Annotated in this window: 14 protein-coding genes; 8 read left to right on the top strand and 6 right to left on the bottom strand. The window is 65.4% G+C overall.

Going from position 1 to position 15,717, the window contains the following annotated elements; translation table 11 throughout:
- The first annotated feature begins 5 nt into the window (after positions 1-5).
- The 7 genes from B6V76_RS15145 (at position 6) to B6V76_RS15120 (ending at position 8,005) form a co-directional block, all read left to right on the top strand.
- Positions 6-2,081: a type I secretion system permease/ATPase gene (locus tag B6V76_RS15145; protein ID WP_088720464.1), complete on the top strand. Its 2,076-nt coding sequence runs from the start codon at positions 6-8 to the stop codon at positions 2,079-2,081.
- On the top strand, positions 2,078-3,430 hold the full coding sequence (locus tag B6V76_RS15140; protein ID WP_075775766.1) for an HlyD family type I secretion periplasmic adaptor subunit: 1,353 nt from the start codon (positions 2,078-2,080) through the stop codon (positions 3,428-3,430). The genes B6V76_RS15145 and B6V76_RS15140 overlap by 4 nt, the downstream gene beginning before the upstream one ends.
- A gap of 244 nt (positions 3,431-3,674) precedes the next feature.
- Positions 3,675-3,962: a FeoA family protein gene (locus tag B6V76_RS15135; RefSeq protein ID WP_075775765.1), complete on the top strand. Its 288-nt coding sequence runs from the start codon at positions 3,675-3,677 to the stop codon at positions 3,960-3,962.
- Positions 3,959-5,866 (top strand): ferrous iron transporter B, encoded by a 1,908-nt coding sequence (locus B6V76_RS15130; RefSeq protein ID WP_088720466.1) that lies wholly within the window; start codon positions 3,959-3,961, stop codon positions 5,864-5,866. Before B6V76_RS15135 ends, B6V76_RS15130 begins: the two co-directional genes overlap by 4 nt.
- Before the next feature lie 114 nt (positions 5,867-5,980).
- Entirely contained in the window at positions 5,981-6,628 is a 648-nt protein-coding gene (locus B6V76_RS15125; RefSeq protein ID WP_088727841.1) for a HupE/UreJ family protein, read from the top strand.
- Positions 6,618-7,418 carry a hypothetical protein gene (locus B6V76_RS20005; RefSeq protein ID WP_166504610.1) on the top strand — a complete coding sequence of 267 codons (801 nt, stop codon included), beginning with the start codon at positions 6,618-6,620 and terminating at the stop codon, positions 7,416-7,418. The genes B6V76_RS15125 and B6V76_RS20005 overlap by 11 nt, the downstream gene beginning before the upstream one ends.
- Positions 7,415-8,005, top strand: coding sequence for a DUF1007 family protein (locus tag B6V76_RS15120; RefSeq protein WP_166504609.1), 591 nt, complete (start codon positions 7,415-7,417; stop codon positions 8,003-8,005). The genes B6V76_RS20005 and B6V76_RS15120 overlap by 4 nt, the downstream gene beginning before the upstream one ends.
- A gap of 131 nt (positions 8,006-8,136) precedes the next feature.
- Here B6V76_RS15120 and B6V76_RS15115 read toward each other — a convergent pair whose 3' ends face one another.
- Together B6V76_RS15115 and B6V76_RS15110 are read right to left on the bottom strand one after the other, a co-directional pair.
- Entirely contained in the window at positions 8,137-9,252 is a 1,116-nt protein-coding gene (locus B6V76_RS15115; protein WP_088727839.1) for a CaiB/BaiF CoA-transferase family protein, read from the bottom strand.
- The gene (locus tag B6V76_RS15110; RefSeq protein WP_088727838.1) at positions 9,252-10,472 is read right to left on the bottom strand and encodes an acyl-CoA dehydrogenase; all 1,221 of its coding nucleotides are present in this window, start codon (positions 10,470-10,472) and stop codon (positions 9,252-9,254) included. The genes B6V76_RS15115 and B6V76_RS15110 overlap by 1 nt, the downstream gene beginning before the upstream one ends.
- A 133-nt stretch (positions 10,473-10,605) precedes the next feature.
- Here B6V76_RS15110 and B6V76_RS15105 point away from each other — a divergent pair, with 133 nt between their 5' ends.
- On the top strand, positions 10,606-11,496 hold the full coding sequence (locus B6V76_RS15105; protein ID WP_075775759.1) for a LysR substrate-binding domain-containing protein: 891 nt from the start codon (positions 10,606-10,608) through the stop codon (positions 11,494-11,496).
- Here the strand turns inward: B6V76_RS15105 and B6V76_RS15100 are convergent.
- The 4 genes from B6V76_RS15100 to puuE form a co-directional block, all read right to left on the bottom strand.
- The gene (locus B6V76_RS15100) at positions 11,493-12,620 is read right to left on the bottom strand and encodes a zinc-dependent alcohol dehydrogenase family protein (RefSeq protein WP_075775758.1); all 1,128 of its coding nucleotides are present in this window, start codon (positions 12,618-12,620) and stop codon (positions 11,493-11,495) included. The genes B6V76_RS15105 and B6V76_RS15100 overlap by 4 nt on opposite strands.
- A 76-nt stretch (positions 12,621-12,696) precedes the next feature.
- Complete coding sequence (locus B6V76_RS15095; protein WP_088722874.1) at positions 12,697-13,185, bottom strand: ureidoglycolate lyase; 489 nt, start codon at positions 13,183-13,185, stop codon at positions 12,697-12,699.
- 75 nt (positions 13,186-13,260) lie between these two features.
- Complete coding sequence (locus tag B6V76_RS15090; protein WP_075775756.1) at positions 13,261-14,094, bottom strand: bifunctional allantoicase/(S)-ureidoglycine aminohydrolase; 834 nt, start codon at positions 14,092-14,094, stop codon at positions 13,261-13,263.
- Complete coding sequence (gene puuE, locus B6V76_RS15085; RefSeq protein ID WP_088727837.1) at positions 14,094-15,509, bottom strand: allantoinase PuuE; 1,416 nt, start codon at positions 15,507-15,509, stop codon at positions 14,094-14,096. The genes B6V76_RS15090 and puuE overlap by 1 nt, the downstream gene beginning before the upstream one ends.
- Positions 15,510-15,717 lie beyond the last annotated feature (208 nt).

The raw sequence follows: 15,717 nt of genomic DNA, 5'->3' as shown, positions 1-15,717 counted from the left end.
CTTCGATGAAAGACAGGACTGACGACGCCGCCGGGGGGCAGGCGACCCGCCAAGATGGTCATGACGCGATGGCTCGGAACGTGGATCCGCCGCAGGCCGATCCGACAGACAAACGGCAGGCGCAAACCGCGACGGGCGACGGTCCCGGGGCGAAAGCGCGCGCCGACGAAACCGGCGCGGAGGGGACTGTCGAGACAGTCGCCGCCCGGACGGAGGGTGGTGCTGACGCCCGAAAGGAGGCGGGTCGTGTCCCCGCGCAAAATGCCTCCGGCTCCCCACCGGCGCCACCCTCCACCCCAGCCTTTCACAAGCGCCTCGGCCCGGTGGATTTCACCCGCACGCTGCATGACATGAAAAAGCGGCTGCGCGTGAACATGGCCTTCGTCGTGCTGATGACCTGCGCCACGAATATCCTGATCCTCGCGGTGCCGATCTACCTGTTCCAGATTTCCGATCGGGTCTTCACCTCGCGCTCGACCGACACGCTGGTGATGCTGACCATCGTGATTGCCGGGGCGATCGTCGTGCAGACGCTGCTCGACGCGGTACGCCGGCTGGTACTGATGCGCTCGGCGGTGGATGTGGCCGCGCGGCTCGGCGCACCGGTCCTGTCGGCTGCAGCGCAGGCTTCGCTGCATTCCAACGGGCGCGAATATCAGGTTCTGGGCGATCTCAACGCGCTGCGGAGCTTCCTTGTCTCCGGCACGCTGCTGTCCTTCCTGGACGTGCCCTTCGCGCCGATCTTCGTGCTTGCGGTCTTCCTGATCCACCCGCATCTCGGCACGATCGTGGTCGTGACCGCATTGATCCTTATGCTGTTTGCCTGGATCAACCAGAAGATCACTTCGGACGGCTTCAGCCGTGCCAATATCGCGCAGACCCGGGCGAACCTTCACCTTGAGTCGATGTCGCGCAACAGCCAGATCATCAACGCGATGGCGATGATCCCCGAAGCCGTGTCGATCTGGGGTCGCGATACCGCCGCCTCCCTGCGCGCGCAGACGGAGGCGCAGGATCGCAACGTCTTCACCGCCTCCGCGTCGCGGATGTTCCGCCTGTTCACCCAGATCGGGATGCTGGGCTGGGGCGCCTATCTCGCGCTCGATGGGCAGATCACCGGCGGCATGGTGATCGCTGCCTCGATCGTCGCGGGCCGTGCGCTCGCGCCGATCGAAGGCGCGATCGAGGGATGGAACTCCTTCCTGCTGGCACGCGGCGCCTATGATCGGGTCGGCCAGCTTCTGGCCTCCGCCAAGACCCGCAACGACAAGCTGCGCCTGCCCAAGGTGGAAGGACGGCTCGATATCGAGCGTCTCCTCTATGTTCCGCAAGGCACCAAGCATGTCGTGCTGAATGCGCTGACCTTCTCGCTCGCGCCCGGCGACCAACTGGCGATCATCGGCAATTCGGGCGCCGGCAAGACGACGCTCGGCAAGATGCTGGTGGGATCGGTGCTGCCGACCTCGGGAGCTGTGCGGCTCGACCTGATGGACATCCGCAACTGGGACCCGCGGCAATTCGGCGAAAGCATCGGCTACCTGCCGCAGGACGTGCAGCTCTTCCCGGGCACCATCAAGCAGAACATCGCCCGGATGCGGGAGGATGCGAGCGACGCCGCGATCCATCGCGCCGCCGCGCTCGCCGATGTGCACGAGATGATCGCCTCGCTGCCGCAGGGTTACGAGACGGTCGTCAGCTCCGACGGCTCGCCGCTATCGGGCGGACAGAAACAGCGGATCGGTCTGGCGCGCGCCTTCTTCGGCGATCCGAAGTTCGTGGTGCTGGACGAGCCGAACTCGAACCTAGACACGCAAGGCGACGCGGCCCTCGTGCGCGCGCTCGGTCATGCCAAGGCCAACGGGATCACGGTGGTCGTGGTCACGCAGAAACCCTCTCTGCTCAGCGCGGTCGACAAGATCATGCTGCTCAACGACGGCAATATCGCGATGTTCGGCTGGCGCGACCAGATGCTCGCAGAGCTGGAGCGGCGCAAGCAGGCCAAGGCCCAGCAGGTGCAGCAACAACGCGCAGCGGCGCAGAACGTCGCCGCGACCGCCCCGATGCAAGGAGCCCCGGCATGACACTCCTTCTGACCAACCCGCTCAACTCCCACGAGACCCCCGACTGGTCGACCGAGGTCCCGCGCAGCATCAAGACGCTGGTCATCGTCGGGCTGACGATCTTCGCGATGGCCTTTGGCGGCTTCGGCGTCTGGGCCTTCAGCGCCCCGCTCGCCGCCGCCGTCATGGCACCGGGCTCTTTCGTGGCCACGGGCCGCAACAAGATGATCCAGCACCTCGAAGGCGGGATCATCAAGGAGATCAATGTCTCCGAGGGCGATTTCGTCACCGCGGGGCAACCGCTCCTGCGCCTCGACGAGACCTCGGCGCTCGCCAATGAACGCGCGCTATTCCTGCGCCGCGCGCGACTGGAATCGATGGAGGCCCGGATACAGGCCGAATATGACGGCTGGCGCGAACTGGTCTTCCCGAAATGGCTGCAGGACGCCCGGCGCGACGTGGAAATCGCCGCGATGATGGATTCCCAACGCCTCGCCTTTGATGTGACGAAAGCGAAAGTGCAAAGCGAGTTGGACCTGCTGGCGCGCAACATCGCCGCGATGGAGAGCCGTTCGGAAGGCTACCGCGCGCAGCTGATCGCCGCGGAGGCCCAGCGTGACCTGCTGGCCGAGGACCATGAGAGCAAGGCGAAACTCTTCGAGAGCGGGCTGATCCGGCGAACCGAGCTGAACGCGCTACTGCGCGCTCTGGCCGATGCGGAAGGGCAGATCGGCCGCCTCAAGGCGGAGATCGGCGAGAGCGAGGAGATGCGCGCGAAATACCAGGCGCAGACCAAGCAGACGATCGAGACCCACAAGCAGGCCGCGCTCGACGAGTTGGAGACCGTGCAGGCGGAACTCGATTCCGTACGCGAGCAAGAGCGCAAGGCGACCTCCATCCTGAAGCGCGTGGTGATCGAAAGCCCGGTTTCCGGTACCGTGGTGCGGCTGAACTATTCCGGCGCGGGCGGCGTGATCGAGGCGGGCAAGGTCATCGCCGAGATCCTGCCCTCGGAAGCCCCGCTCATCATCGAGACGATGATCGCGCGCACCGATATCGACGCGATCAAGGTCGGACAGGAAGCGTCGGTGCGGCTCTCGGCGCTCAACCAGCGCACGACGCCGATCCTGATTGGGGAGGTCTATTACATCTCCGCCGACGCGATCGTGGAGCGCTCGGGCGAACATCCCCGCGAGGTCTATATCGCCCGCATCCGCCTGCCCGCCTCGGAGCTGCGCCGGGTACCGGGCTTCGCGCCGATGCCCGGGATGCCGGTGGAAGTGATGATCCAGACCGCGTCGCGGACCTTCGCCCAATACATCGCGAAACCAGTGGTGGATTCGATGAACCGTGCTTTCCGCGAGCATTGAGAGGTCGATCCGACGGAAAACCGGCGTGAAGGCGTCGCTCTCGAGGGCGCGGCGCCTTTCTCCTTCAGCCTAACGAATTCATGGGCTTACGCCACAGTTTAGACTCCTTCTAAATTCCTGAGTAAAATAATCGATCACGAAGGCGGGAAAATACCAGACTTCATTTGTCAGAGATCAATTTCCAGACTATCTCCTGACGATAGGAAGCGAAGACCGACTCGCGACCCATCACGGAGGTGCCCTCATGAAGGCCAGCCCTATCGAGAACGAAACCTGCAAATGCGCACTGCCGCTTGGCCAGTGCCGTCGCGGGTTCCGGGGCACTCTGGTCTCTGTCTGCCCGCTGGCCGGAAAGGATGGCTATGACGCGGACGAGCTGGAACTGCGCCTGCTGGAGCTTGGCTTCATCGAGGGCGCGTCGGTCCACATCCTTCACGAAGGTCCGTTCGGTCGCGATCCTATCGCGGTGCGCGTGAACGACACCACCGTCGCTCTGCGGCGTGCCGAGGCGATGGCCATCCTCGCGGAATGACGTCGGCTCCTGCCATAAACCAGCCCAAAGCCCCGCAGACCGATCCCGACGCCCAGCCGATCGAGGCCGCGCTGGTCGGAGCGCCGAATTGCGGCAAGACGGCGCTGTTCAACGCGATGACCGGTGCGACGCAGAAGGTTGGCAATTATTCCGGCGTGACCGTGGAGCGCAAAGTCGGCGTGGCGACCACGCCTGCGGGGCGCAAGTTCGCGCTGATCGACCTGCCCGGCACCCATAGCTTGCGCGCCCGTTCTCCGGACGAGGAAGTGACCCGCGACGTGCTGCTGGGCCAGCGCCCGGGAGAGCGCGTCCCCGACATGATCCTCGCGGTGGGCGATGCGACCAACCTGCGTGGCGCGCTGCGTCTGGTCTCGGAACTGAAGAAGATCGGCCTGCCGATCGTGATGATCCTCAACATGATCGACATCGCGCGCCATCGCGGCTTGCAGATCGACCATGTCGCGCTGAGCGAGGAACTGGGCATCCCGGTGATCCCGGCCACTGCCGTCCGCCGCGGCGGGCTCGACGAGTTGTGGTCCAAGGTGGATCCGATGCTGGAAGCCGGCCTCGACGACCCGCAACCTTCGAGCTGGGCGGTTCCGAGTACGCATGACATGCGGGTCTCGATGCGCGAGGCGGAACGGCTGGTGAAGACCCACGTCATCCGCCCGCCCGAGCCGGACACGATTTCCGCCAAGATCGACCGCGTGGTGCTGAACCCGATCGCGGGGCCGATCATCCTTCTGGCGATCCTCTTCGTGATGTTTCAGGCCGTCTTTTCCTGGGCCGCGCCCTTCATGGATGCGATCGACTGGGCGTTCAGTTCGCTGGGCGCGCTGGTGACGCAAGTGATGCCCGAAGGGCTGGTGCAAAGCTTCATCTCGGACGGTTTGATCGCGGGCATCGGCTCGGTCATCATCTTTCTTCCGCAGATCCTGTTCACCTTCCTCTTCATCCTGCTGCTGGAAGATTTCGGCTACATGGCGCGGGCGGCCTTCCTGATGGACCGGATCATGGGCCGCGCCGGGCTGAACGGGCGCGCTTTCATCCCGCTTCTGTCGAGCTTCGCCTGCGCGATCCCCGGCATCATGGCCGCGCGGGTGATCGACAATAAACGCGACCGGCTGACGACGATCCTCGTCGCGCCGCTGATGACCTGCTCGGCGCGCATTCCCGTCTACACGCTGATCATCGCCGCCTTCATCCCCAACACGAAAGTGCTCGGCGGGCTGAGCCTGCAGGGGCTGGTCATGTTCGGTCTTTATGCGGCTGGCGTGTTCTCGGTTCTCACAGTGGCCTTCGTCGCGCGACATCTCTTCGCACGCGAAGAGCGTTCGGCGCCACTGATGCTCGACCTGCCCGACTACAAGATGCCGATCCTGCGCAATATTGCGCTGGGGCTCTACCAGCGCGCACGGGTCTTCCTGCGCCGGGCCGGCACGGTGATTTTCTGGGCGATGGTGGTGATCTGGTTCCTGTCGACCTTCCCGATGGCCCCCGAGGGCGCTACGCAACCGGCGATCAACTATTCCTTCGCCGCGATGATCGGCCACTTCGTCGCGCCGATCCTCGCGCCTTTGGGCTTCAACTGGCAGATCGCCGTGGCGCTGGTGCCGGGCATGGCCGCCCGCGAAGTCGCGGTCGCAGGGCTAGCCACGGTCTACGCGGTGGGCGGCGAGAACGGCCTGATCCACACGCTTACCGATCAGTGGAGCCTCGGCACCGCGCTGGCGTTGCTCGCATGGTATATCTTCGCACCGCAATGCATCTCCACGCTGGCGGTTATCCGGCGCGAGGCGGGTTCGGCGAAGTGGATGTGGGTCGCGGTGGTCTACATGTTCGCGCTGGCCTATCTCGCGGCTTTCGCGACCTACCAGATCTCGGCCCTCCTCGGCGCGGGCTGAGCCCTCGCGCAACCTTCAATCGATGGTGAGACGCGGTGAACGCTTTGCCGCCTTGAGTTTCGCGCGACGATCCGGAAGATGCCGCTCGACAGTCACGGGACAGAGAGCCTCCGCATGATCCATCGCCGCCTTGCCGTCCTCTTGGGCCTCGTCGCCCTGATGCTGCCGCAGGTGGCCGCCGCCCACATCACCGCGACCGGCTCGGGCGGTTTCACCGCAGGGTTCGAGCATCCGCTCTCGGGCTATGACCATTTCCTCGCGATGTTCGCGGTGGGCCTCTGGGGCGCGCAGATGGGTGGACGTCAGGTCTGGCAATTGCCGGTGACCTTCCCGCTGATCATGGTCGTAGGTGGCGTGATCGGCATTCTCGGCCTGCCGCTGCCCGGCATCGAGATCGGGATCGCGCTGTCGATCGTAGTTCTCGGCCTCGCGATCGCCACCGCATGGAAGCCCTACGAATGGATAGCGCTCGCGATCATCTCGGTCTTCGCGCTTTACCACGGTTACGCACATGGGGCAGAGCTGCCGATGGCCGCCGACCCGGCAGATTTCGCGATCGGCTTCGTGCTGGCGACCGGGATGATCCACGTGATCGGGGTCGGCGTGGGTCTCGTCCTCGACCCGATCCGGGGTGGTCAGCTCTCGCGCGGGCTGGGCGCTATCATCGCTGTGGTCGGGCTCGGCTTCCTTGCGCTGGCACTGGGTTACCTGCAATCTCAGCTCGGGTTCCTGCAAGGTGGGCTGAGCCTCTTTGGCCATTGACGTATCGCATAACCGTTCCGGCCTTAGCTGGCTGCGTCACCTCTGGGTGCTGGCCGGGCTGACCGCTCTGATTGTGCTGGCGCTGATCCCGCCTGCGGACCGCGGCGAGACCGGGGCGTGGCTGATACGCGACGCGCTCGCGATCGAGCGGCTGTTCCCGCTATTCGGCTTCGGGATCGCGCTGGCCTTGGTCGGGCGGCGCGCTGCACTGATCGCGGCGCTGCTCTGGGCCGTCGGGATCGCGCTCGGCTTCACCTTCCGCATCGAGCTGATGGCCACGTTGCAACAACTCCCCGGCGCGATCACGCATCACTTCCTGACCATGCCGATCTCGGCCATCGCCATCGGTGCCACGCTGGCGCTTGGGCGCTGGTCGCGGCCCGTGCTGATCGTGCCAGCGGGACTTGTTCTGGGGGTGATGTATGCGCTCTCGGTGAAATTGTCCGACCCGAGCTATGGCGGTGCGCCTTGGGTCTTCCTCGCCGGGATCGGCCTGGGCATCTGGCTGATCGGCGCGGTCTATCTGGTGCTGCGCAGCTGGCAGGCGCAATGGTTCGAGATAGCAGGCCGGATCGTCGGCAGCTGGCTGGTCGCGATCGGACTGCTTTACGGAGGCGCCGCACTGATGGGCGACAAGCTGAAGCCGAAGAATGCAGATCCTTCGACCGCCGCTTCGGAGAACGCGCCCGCGGCAGAAACCGCAGTGCCCGAGGCCGATGTTTTCCCCAGCTTCGGCGCGCCGCCGCCCGCCGCCCCGCCCGGCAGCAAGAAACCGGGTTTCCAACCATGATCCGCCGCACTGTTCTCACCCTCGCCGGTCTGATCGGGCTGCTGCCGGGGCTCGCGAAGGCCCACCCGGAAGACGAAATCCTGATCCGTCTGCTTGTCGGCATGGAGAGCGGCAAAGTCACCCATATCGGCGAGAGTTGGACCTTCGATCCGACCGTGTCCGACTGGCTGATCCAGAGTTTCGACAAAAATGGCGACGGGGCCTTCACCGGAGACGAGCTGGCGCCGCTGCAAGACGCGGCGAAGCAGAATTCGGAAGGCTCGTTCTTCTACACCCGGTTCTGGAAAGGGGCCGAGCAACTGCCCGATCCCCAGATCTACGGCTTTCAGGCGACGGTGAAGGATGGGGCCGTCACGATGGCCTTCGCGCTCGCCCTGCCCCAAGCCGAGAACCCGAACGATCTGCGCATCGAGATGTATGACCCCGAGAACCTGACTGGACTGGTGCCGGTGAAATCGGACCCGGTGGTGATCCGCGGCTTGGCCGACGGCGCGACCTGCGTGCCGAACGTCTCGGTCAACCAACCCGATGTGCATGGCGGGCCGGACAATATCCCGATCGCGCTGACGCTGGCTTGCAGCGGGTGAACTTGGAGGGGGCGCTGCCCCCGCGCTGATGGCCCTTCGCTTGCGCTTCGGGCGTTCGGCGGGGCGTCCTTCCACTGGAAGGCCGCTGATCCCGCCTCACCCCCCGGGATATTTCCACCAAGAGGAAGAGGCTAGTCGGCCTTTAATTTCGGAGCAGGTTTTGGTTCCGCCAAGGGCGTGTCCGAAAAACGGATCGGCGTGCGGATGCCGGGGATACCCTCGGCCTCGACCCGCATTCCGCGCGCCTCAACCTGCGGATCGGCGAAGACCTGATCGACGGAGTTGATCGGGCCCGCGGGAACGGTCGCCTTCTCGAGCGCCGCGAGCAGGTCGGCGCGCGGCCATTGCGCGAGCGCTGGCAGAAGCGTTTCGCGCATCGCCGCGCGATTGGCGACGCGGGCCTCGTTCGTGGCGAAGTCCGGGTTGGCCGCAAGGTCGAGGGCCAGAACCTCGCAAAGGCGCCGGAACTGCCCGTCATTACCAACCGCGAGGATCAGATCGCCATCCTTGGCGCTGACAACCTCATAGGGCGCGATATTGGGATGCGCGTTGCCTAAGCGATGCGGCGCATTGCCTGTGGCGAGAAAGTTCATCCCCTGATTGGCGAGCACGCCCACCGCGCAATCCAGAAGCGCCATATCGACCAACTGCCCGCGCCCGGTGCGCGCCCGTGCGGCCAGCGCCGCCTGAATGCCGATCACCGCGTAAAGCCCGGTGAAGATGTCCGCGAAGGCCACGCCCACCTTTTGCGGCTGGCCTTGCGGGTCGCCGGTCAGGTCCATCCAGCCAGCCATGCCCTGGATCAGGAAGTCATAGCCCGCACGGCTCGCGTAAGGGCCGTCCTGCCCGAAACCGGTGATCGAGCAATAGACGAGACGCGGATTGATCGCGGAAAGGCTCTCGTAATCGAGGCCGTATTTCTTCAGCCCACCGAGTTTGAAGTTCTCGATCACCACATCCGCGTCCTTGACCAGATCGCGCACGATCTTCTGGCCTTCTTCGGTACGGAAATCAGCCACGACCGAAATCTTCCCGCGATTGGTGGCGTGGAAATAGGCAGCCGATCGACCCTCCGGCCCGTCGCCTTCGCGCGCGATGAAGGGCGGGCCCCAGCGGCGGGTATCGTCGCCCTCGGGCGCTTCGACCTTAATCACCTCCGCGCCGAGATCGGCCAGCACCTGACCGGCCCAGGGACCGGCCAGAATCCGCGCCAGTTCGACGACTTTCACACCTTCCAGCGGGGCCATCAGAAGAAGGCCTGCAGGCCCGTCTGCGCACGACCCAGGATCAGCGCGTGCACGTCATGGGTGCCCTCGTAGGTGTTCACCGTCTCGAGGTTGACCATGTGGCGGATCACCTGAAACTCGCCCGAAATGCCGTTGCCGCCATGCATGTCGCGGGCCATCCGCGCGATATCCAGCGCCTTGCCGCAATTGTTGCGCTTGATGAGCGAGATCATCTCGGGGGCGGCATCGGCTGCGTCCATCAGGCGGCCCACCTGCAGCGCGGCGTGCAGGCCCAGCGTGATTTCGGTCTGCATGTCTGCGAGCTTCTTCTGGAACAGTTGCGTCTGCGCGAGAGGCTTGTTGAACTGTTTGCGATCGAGGCCGTATTGGCGCGCGGCGTGCCAGCAGAACTCGGCCGAGCCCATCACGCCCCAGGCAATACCGTAACGCGCACGGTTGAGGCAGCCGAACGGACCTTTCAGCCCCTCGACATGCGGCAGCAGCGCGTCTTCCCCGACCTCGACGCCGTCCATGACGATCTCGCCGGTGATCGACGCGCGAAGCGACAGCTTCTGCCCGACCTTCGGCGCGCTCAGCCCCTTCATGCCCTTCTCCAGCACGAAGCCGCGGATCTTGCCGCCATGGGCTTCGGACTTCGCCCAGACGACGAAGACATCGGCGATCGGCGAGTTGGTGATCCACATTTTCGAGCCGGTGAGGCGGTAGCCGCCCTCGGTCTTCTCGGCGCGGGTCTTCATACCCGCCGGGTCCGAGCCCGCATCGGGTTCGGTCAGGCCGAAACAGCCGATCCACTCGCCCGAGGCCAGCTTCGGCAGGTATTTCTGGCGCTGCTCCTCCGAGCCATAGGCGTAGATCGGATACATCACGAGGCTCGATTGCACCGACATCATCGAGCGGTAGCCGCTATCGACGCGCTCGATCTCGCGCGCGATCAGGCCGTAGGACACGTAGCCCGCGCCGATCCCGCCATATTCGTCGGGGATGGTCGCGCCCAAGAGGCCCATCTCACCCATCTCGCGGAAGATCGCGGGGTCGGTGGTCTCGTTCTCGAAGGCCTCGATCACGCGCGGTTGCAGCTTGTCCTGCGCATAGGCGCGGGCCGCATCGCGCAGCATCCGCTCCTCTTCGCTCAGCTGGGTTTCCAGACGCAGCGCGTCGTCCCAGGTGAACTTGCCCAGATCGGGGGCATCCTTGGCTTTGAGCGTGGGGCGGTCGGTCATGGCGGTCCTCGAGATCTGTCTTTCGTTGCGTCGAACTCTAGGCATCGAGCCGCGTGGCGCAAACGATTAAATTTGCGAAGATGATGAGTTTTGCGCATGATCCGGCAAGACACAGCGGAGCACCCTCGCGACCATGCGCAAAAGCTACACTCCTACGATCAACGAGCTGCAGGCCTTCGCAGCCTGCGCGCGCTTCGGCACGACGACGCGGGCGGCAGCGGAGTTGAACCTGACGCAATCGGCGGTGTCGCGCTCGCTCGGGACATTGGAGGAACGGCTGGGCGTGGCCCTGTTCGACCGGGTGCGCAAGCGGCTGTCTCTGTCGCCGGCAGGTCATGTTTTCCTTGCGCAGGCAGAAGAAATCCTTGGTCAGATCGACCGCGCCGCGATGGGGGCGATGGCCTTCGGCGGCGCGCGCGCGGTGCTGCGCATGGCCGTGCTGCCGAGCTTTGCGCGGTCGTGGCTGATCCCGCGATTGGCCGGGTTCGAGGCCGCGCAGCCGGAGGTGAGCCTCGATCTCAGTGCGCGACTGCTGCCGGTGGATTTCGCGCGGGAGCCATTCGACCTGGCAATCATGCGCTCCAGGCATGAACAGGCGGGGGCAGAGGTCGAAAATCTCGTTGCGGAGGAATTGATCGTCGTGGCCGCGCCGCACCTGATGACGGGGCGCGCGGAATTGGAGGACGACGCGCTGCTGGCGCTGCCCCTCTTGCAGCAGTCGACGCGCCCGACGCTCTGGCTCGACTGGTTCCGCGAGAGCGGGCGCGACGCGCGGCATATCCTCCGCGGCGCGCGGTTCGATCATTTCGACATGATCCTCGATGCGGCGAGCGCGGGCATGGGGCTGGGGCTGGTGCCCGCGATCATCGCGCAAGGGGCGCTGGCCTCGGGGCGACTGGTGCAGGCGACGCCGCGCCGGTTTGCCACCGGTGAGAATTACGCGCTGATCCTGCCCGAGCGCGCGCGGGAGGCGCCGCATGTCAGCGCCTTCCGCGATTGGTTGCGGGCCGAGATCGGCGCTTAGTCGAAGACGATGACCTGCCGGATCGCCTCGCCCGCGGCGAGCCGCTCGAAACCTTCGTTGATGTCTTCGAGCTTTAGGCGATGGGTCATCAGGTCCGGGATCGGCAGTTGCCCTTGCACCATCATCTGCGCGAAACGCGGGATGTCGCGGACCGGCACGCAGGAGCCCATGTAGGATCCCTTCAGCGCATGTTCGTTCGCCGTCAGCGACACGGCCGGGATCGTGAACTCCGCCTTCGGGTTCGGCAGGCCCGCCGTGACGGTCGTGCCGCCACGCCGGGTGATGGCATAGGCGAATTGCAGCGCCGGAGCCGCGCCAGCCAGCTCCACCGCGAGATCGACGCCGCCGCCGGTAAGGTCGCGCAGTTTCTGCACCGCGCCTTCCTCGGTCGGGTCGATGGCATGGGTCGCGCCAAGCTTGAGAGCGAGGTCGCGTTTGTCCTTGGCCAAATCGACCGCGACCAGTGTGCGCGCGCCTGCCGCGACCGCGCCAAGAAGCCCCGCGAGGCCGACGCCGCCAAGGCCGATGATCGCGCAGCTTTGCCCGGTCTTCAGCCCGCCCGAATTCAGCACCGCGCCGACGCCGGTCAGCACCGCGCAGCCCAGCAGCGCGGCTTGGTCGAGGGGGATCGATTTGTCGATCTTCACGCAGGACGCCTCGGAGACGACTGCGTAATCCGAGAAGGCCGACACGCCGATATGGTGGTTCACATGCTCGCCCGCGACCGAGATGCGTTTCGATCCGGTGATCAGGCTACCCTTACCCGCCGCGACCGCGGCCGGCTCGCAAAGCGCGGGCCGCCCCTCGGCGCAGGGCACGCAATGGCCACAGGACGGCGCGAAGACGAGGACCACGTGATCGCCGGGCGCGAAGCGCGTGACATGGGGACCGACGGCCTCGACAACGCCCGCCGCCTCGTGACCCAGCGCCACAGGCATGTCGCGCGGGCGGTCGCCGTTGATGACGGACAGGTCCGAGTGGCACAGGCCCGCCGCGGACATCTTGATCAGCAACTCGCCCGGGCCGGGATCGTCCAGCTCTGCCTCGACGATCTCCAGCGGCTGGCTGTCGGTATAGGGGCGCGCCTTGCCCATCTCGCGCAAAAGTGCGATCCGCGTTTTCATTCTTGCTCCTCCCCAAATCGATTTGGCGCAGATTGGGAAAGATCGGCGGAAGTGTCCATGCCTCTTTGACGATGCGTCACACGGTGACGGTGAAGGGAGCGTCCAGCGGATGTTCTTCGAGGTTCGCGGTTTCGCCAATCCGATCCACCACGGCGAAGAGACCGGGCGCTGCGAGCGGCGTCAGTACACCGTGCCACGTCCCGCGATGGAGGTTGATGCCCTGCGCGCCGTCGGTCAGGAAAGCACGCGGCGTGCCGGGCTTGCCGCCTGCGTCCGGTGCCACGATCACGAGGAACGGGTCCGCGCTCATCGGGAGGAAGGCCTGCGAGCCTTCGGGGTGCCGCTCCAGCAGGTCACAAAGATAGGGCAGCGTTCGCGGCTCCGCCTTGAAGATCGAGAGTCCGGCGCGCCCGCCGGACTCCGCCCCGAAATCAAGCTGTGCGCGATCATGGTAGCGCCCGCAGAGCCCGGCATTGATAAGCTTGTCGGGCGCGCCGGACGCCTCGAGCACATCCCCGAACGGGGCAAACGCCTCGGGTGTCAGCGGTTCGGCCTTGATCTGCATGGCGCCTCCGGGTTCGGGCGGAAGAAAGGGGCGCTGCCCCCTCACCCCCGGGATATTTCGACCAAGCCGAAAGGGTCAGCTCGAGATGGGCGAGCCGAGCTTCGGGTGGCGGTTCACGTCCTTGTAGAGCAGGTAGCGGAACGGACGGCGACCGGCGGCGTAGCAGGCCTGCGGGCAGAAGCTCCGCAGCCACATGAAGTCTCCCTCCTCGACCTCGATCCAGTCCTGGTTCAGCAGGTAGACTCCGCGGCCCTGCAGCACGTAGATGCCGTGCTCCATGACGTGGGTTTCCGCGAAGGGGATGGTGCCGCCCGGCATGAAGGTCACGATATTGACATGCATGTCGTGGCGCAGATCGTTCGGATCGACGAAGCGAGAGGTCGACCAGTAGCCCGAGGTGTTGGGCATCTCGAGCGGCGGCTTGTCCTGATCGGCGGTGACGAAGCTTTCCGGCGCGTCGATGCCGGGCACACGCTCGTAGCGTTTTCGGATCCAGACGAAGGTGCCGGGCGTGTCCTGATCGTTCGCGACCGACCATTGCGTGCCCGGGGCGAGATAGGCGTAGCCGCCGGCGTCCAGTTCGTGGCCGACGCCTTCGATCACGAGGCGGATGTGGCCAGCGAGCACGAAGATCACGCCCTGGCCCTCGGGATCGGGTTCGGGATTGTCCGAACCGCCGCCCGGCGCGACTTCGACGATCAGCTGCGCGAAGGTCTCGGCAAAGCCCGACAGCGGCCGCGCGAGCACCCAGGCGCGGGTGTTTTCCCAGCCCGGCATCAGCGAGATGGTGATGTCGGAGAGCACACCGCGCGGGATCACGGCGTAGGAGGTGTTGAATTGGGCGCGCTCGCGGGCGCGCTGGTTCTGATCGGGCAAACCGCCCGTCGGGGCGTAATAGGTGTATTCCATCAAAGGTCCATGGCGTTCAGGCGATGCCACGCGATCCGCTCGACCTGTTTGCAGGCCTCACGGAATTCCGTCTCGCGGCCCTGGTCAAGCCGGCGGCGGAAGGCGTGGAGGATTGACGCCTTGGTATTGTCTTTTACGGCGATGATGAAGGGGAAACCGAATTTTTCGGTATAGGCGGCGTTGAGCGCCTCGAACGTGGCGCGTTCCTCGTCGGTCAGCGCGTCGAGCCCGGCGCTCGCCTGTTCCGAGGTGCTTTCTGCGGTTAGACGTTTGGCCTGGGCGAGTTTTCCCGCGAGATCCGGGTGCGCGGTCAGCACGCCGAGACGCTCCGCCTCCGAAGCCGAGCGGAAGATGCGGACAAGCGCCGAGGCCATCCCTTCATGGCTGTCATGGGCCGGGCCCAGCTCCAGCTCGAAGGCCCGCTCGGCGATCCAGGGCGAATGTTCGTATATGCCGCCGAAGACTTCGACGAAACGGTCCCGGCTCATCTGGCTCGGGCGTTCGCGGCGCGTGTGGGGGTGGGTCGCGGCCCAATGCGCGGCGATCTCTCCACGGGTCGCGAACCAGACGCCCTCATGCGACAGCGCGTAATCGAGGAAGCGCTTCAGCCCCGCAACTTTTCCCGGTCGCCCGATCAGGCGGTTATGCAGGCCCACCGAGAACATCTTCGGCGCGCCGTCCATCCCTTCGGCATAGAGCGTGTCGAAACTGTCCTTGAGGTACTGGAAGAACTGCTCGCCCTCGATATAGCCGGGCGCCGTGGCAAAGCGCATATCGTTGGCTTCCAACGTGTAGGGGATCACGAGTTGGTCCCGCGCGCCCACTTCCAGCCAATAGGGCAGGTCGTCGTCATAAGTGTCGGAGATCCAGTCGAAGCCACCCTCTTCTGCGGTCAGCCGCACCGTGTTGGCCGAGCAGCGCCCGGTATACCATCCGCGCGGACGCTCTCCGACGACCTCTGTATGCAGGCGGATAGCCTCGGCGATCTGGCGGCGCTCTTCGTCTTCCGCCATATCTTTGTGCTCGACCCATTTCAGGCCGTGCGAGGCGATCTCCCAGCCCGCTTCCTTCATCGCAGCGACCTGTTCCGGCGCGCGCGCCAGCGCGGTCGCGACCCCGTAGATCGTGAGTGGTACGTTCAGCCTGGTGAACAACCGGTGCAGCCGCCAGAAGCCTGCGCGCGCACCGTATTCGTAGATCGACTCCATGTTCCAGTGTCGCTGGCCGGGCCATTGCGCGGCGCCTGCGATATCGGACAGGAACGCCTCCGACGCCGCATCGCCGTGCAGGATATTGTTCTCGCCGCCCTCCTCGAAGTTGAGCACCATCGAGATCGCTACGCGCGCCTTTCCCGGCCATTGCGGATCTGGGGGCGTGCGGCCGTAGCCGCGCAGGTCGCGGGGGTAGCGGGTCATCGAATGGCTCCTGTCTTCGGGTCGAACCGGGACAAGAAAGAGCAAAATACGCGAAAGGGAAAGGGGGGCTGACCCGTCGCCGCAGGTCAGACTGCCGCGATGGTGGCCTCGACCGCCTTTTTCCACGCGGCGTAGCGGGCTTCGCGTGTGGCCTCGTCCATCTGCGGGGCGAAGTTGCGATCGAGCGCCCAGCCTTTGGCGAACTCTT

The sequence above is a fragment of the Thioclava sp. IC9 genome (assembly GCF_002213225.1).
GTDB classification, from domain to species: Bacteria; Pseudomonadota; Alphaproteobacteria; order Rhodobacterales; family Rhodobacteraceae; genus Thioclava; species Thioclava nitratireducens.
The sequence above is the reverse complement of the archived record's forward strand: the minus strand, read 5'-3'. Positions and strand labels throughout refer to the sequence as shown.

Coding starts and splice junctions, on each gene's coding strand:
- B6V76_RS15115 (WP_088727839.1), bottom strand. CDS start 9,252: ATGGCCCCGCTGGAAGGTGTGAAAGTCGTCGAACTGGCGCGGATTCTG.
- B6V76_RS15125 (WP_088727841.1), top strand. CDS start 5,981: ATGATCCATCGCCGCCTTGCCGTCCTCTTGGGCCTCGTCGCCCTGATG.
- B6V76_RS15130 (WP_088720466.1), top strand. CDS start 3,959: ATGACGTCGGCTCCTGCCATAAACCAGCCCAAAGCCCCGCAGACCGAT.
- B6V76_RS15100 (WP_075775758.1), bottom strand. CDS start 12,620: ATGAAAACGCGGATCGCACTTTTGCGCGAGATGGGCAAGGCGCGCCCC.
- B6V76_RS15135 (WP_075775765.1), top strand. CDS start 3,675: ATGAAGGCCAGCCCTATCGAGAACGAAACCTGCAAATGCGCACTGCCG.
- B6V76_RS15105 (WP_075775759.1), top strand. CDS start 10,606: ATGCGCAAAAGCTACACTCCTACGATCAACGAGCTGCAGGCCTTCGCA.
- B6V76_RS15120 (WP_166504609.1), top strand. CDS start 7,415: ATGATCCGCCGCACTGTTCTCACCCTCGCCGGTCTGATCGGGCTGCTG.
- B6V76_RS15090 (WP_075775756.1), bottom strand. CDS start 14,094: ATGGAATACACCTATTACGCCCCGACGGGCGGTTTGCCCGATCAGAAC.
- B6V76_RS15110 (WP_088727838.1), bottom strand. CDS start 10,472: ATGACCGACCGCCCCACGCTCAAAGCCAAGGATGCCCCCGATCTGGGC.
- B6V76_RS15140 (WP_075775766.1), top strand. CDS start 2,078: ATGACACTCCTTCTGACCAACCCGCTCAACTCCCACGAGACCCCCGAC.
- B6V76_RS15145 (WP_088720464.1), top strand. CDS start 6: ATGAAAGACAGGACTGACGACGCCGCCGGGGGGCAGGCGACCCGCCAA.
- B6V76_RS15095 (WP_088722874.1), bottom strand. CDS start 13,185: ATGCAGATCAAGGCCGAACCGCTGACACCCGAGGCGTTTGCCCCGTTC.
- puuE (WP_088727837.1), bottom strand. CDS start 15,509: ATGACCCGCTACCCCCGCGACCTGCGCGGCTACGGCCGCACGCCCCCA.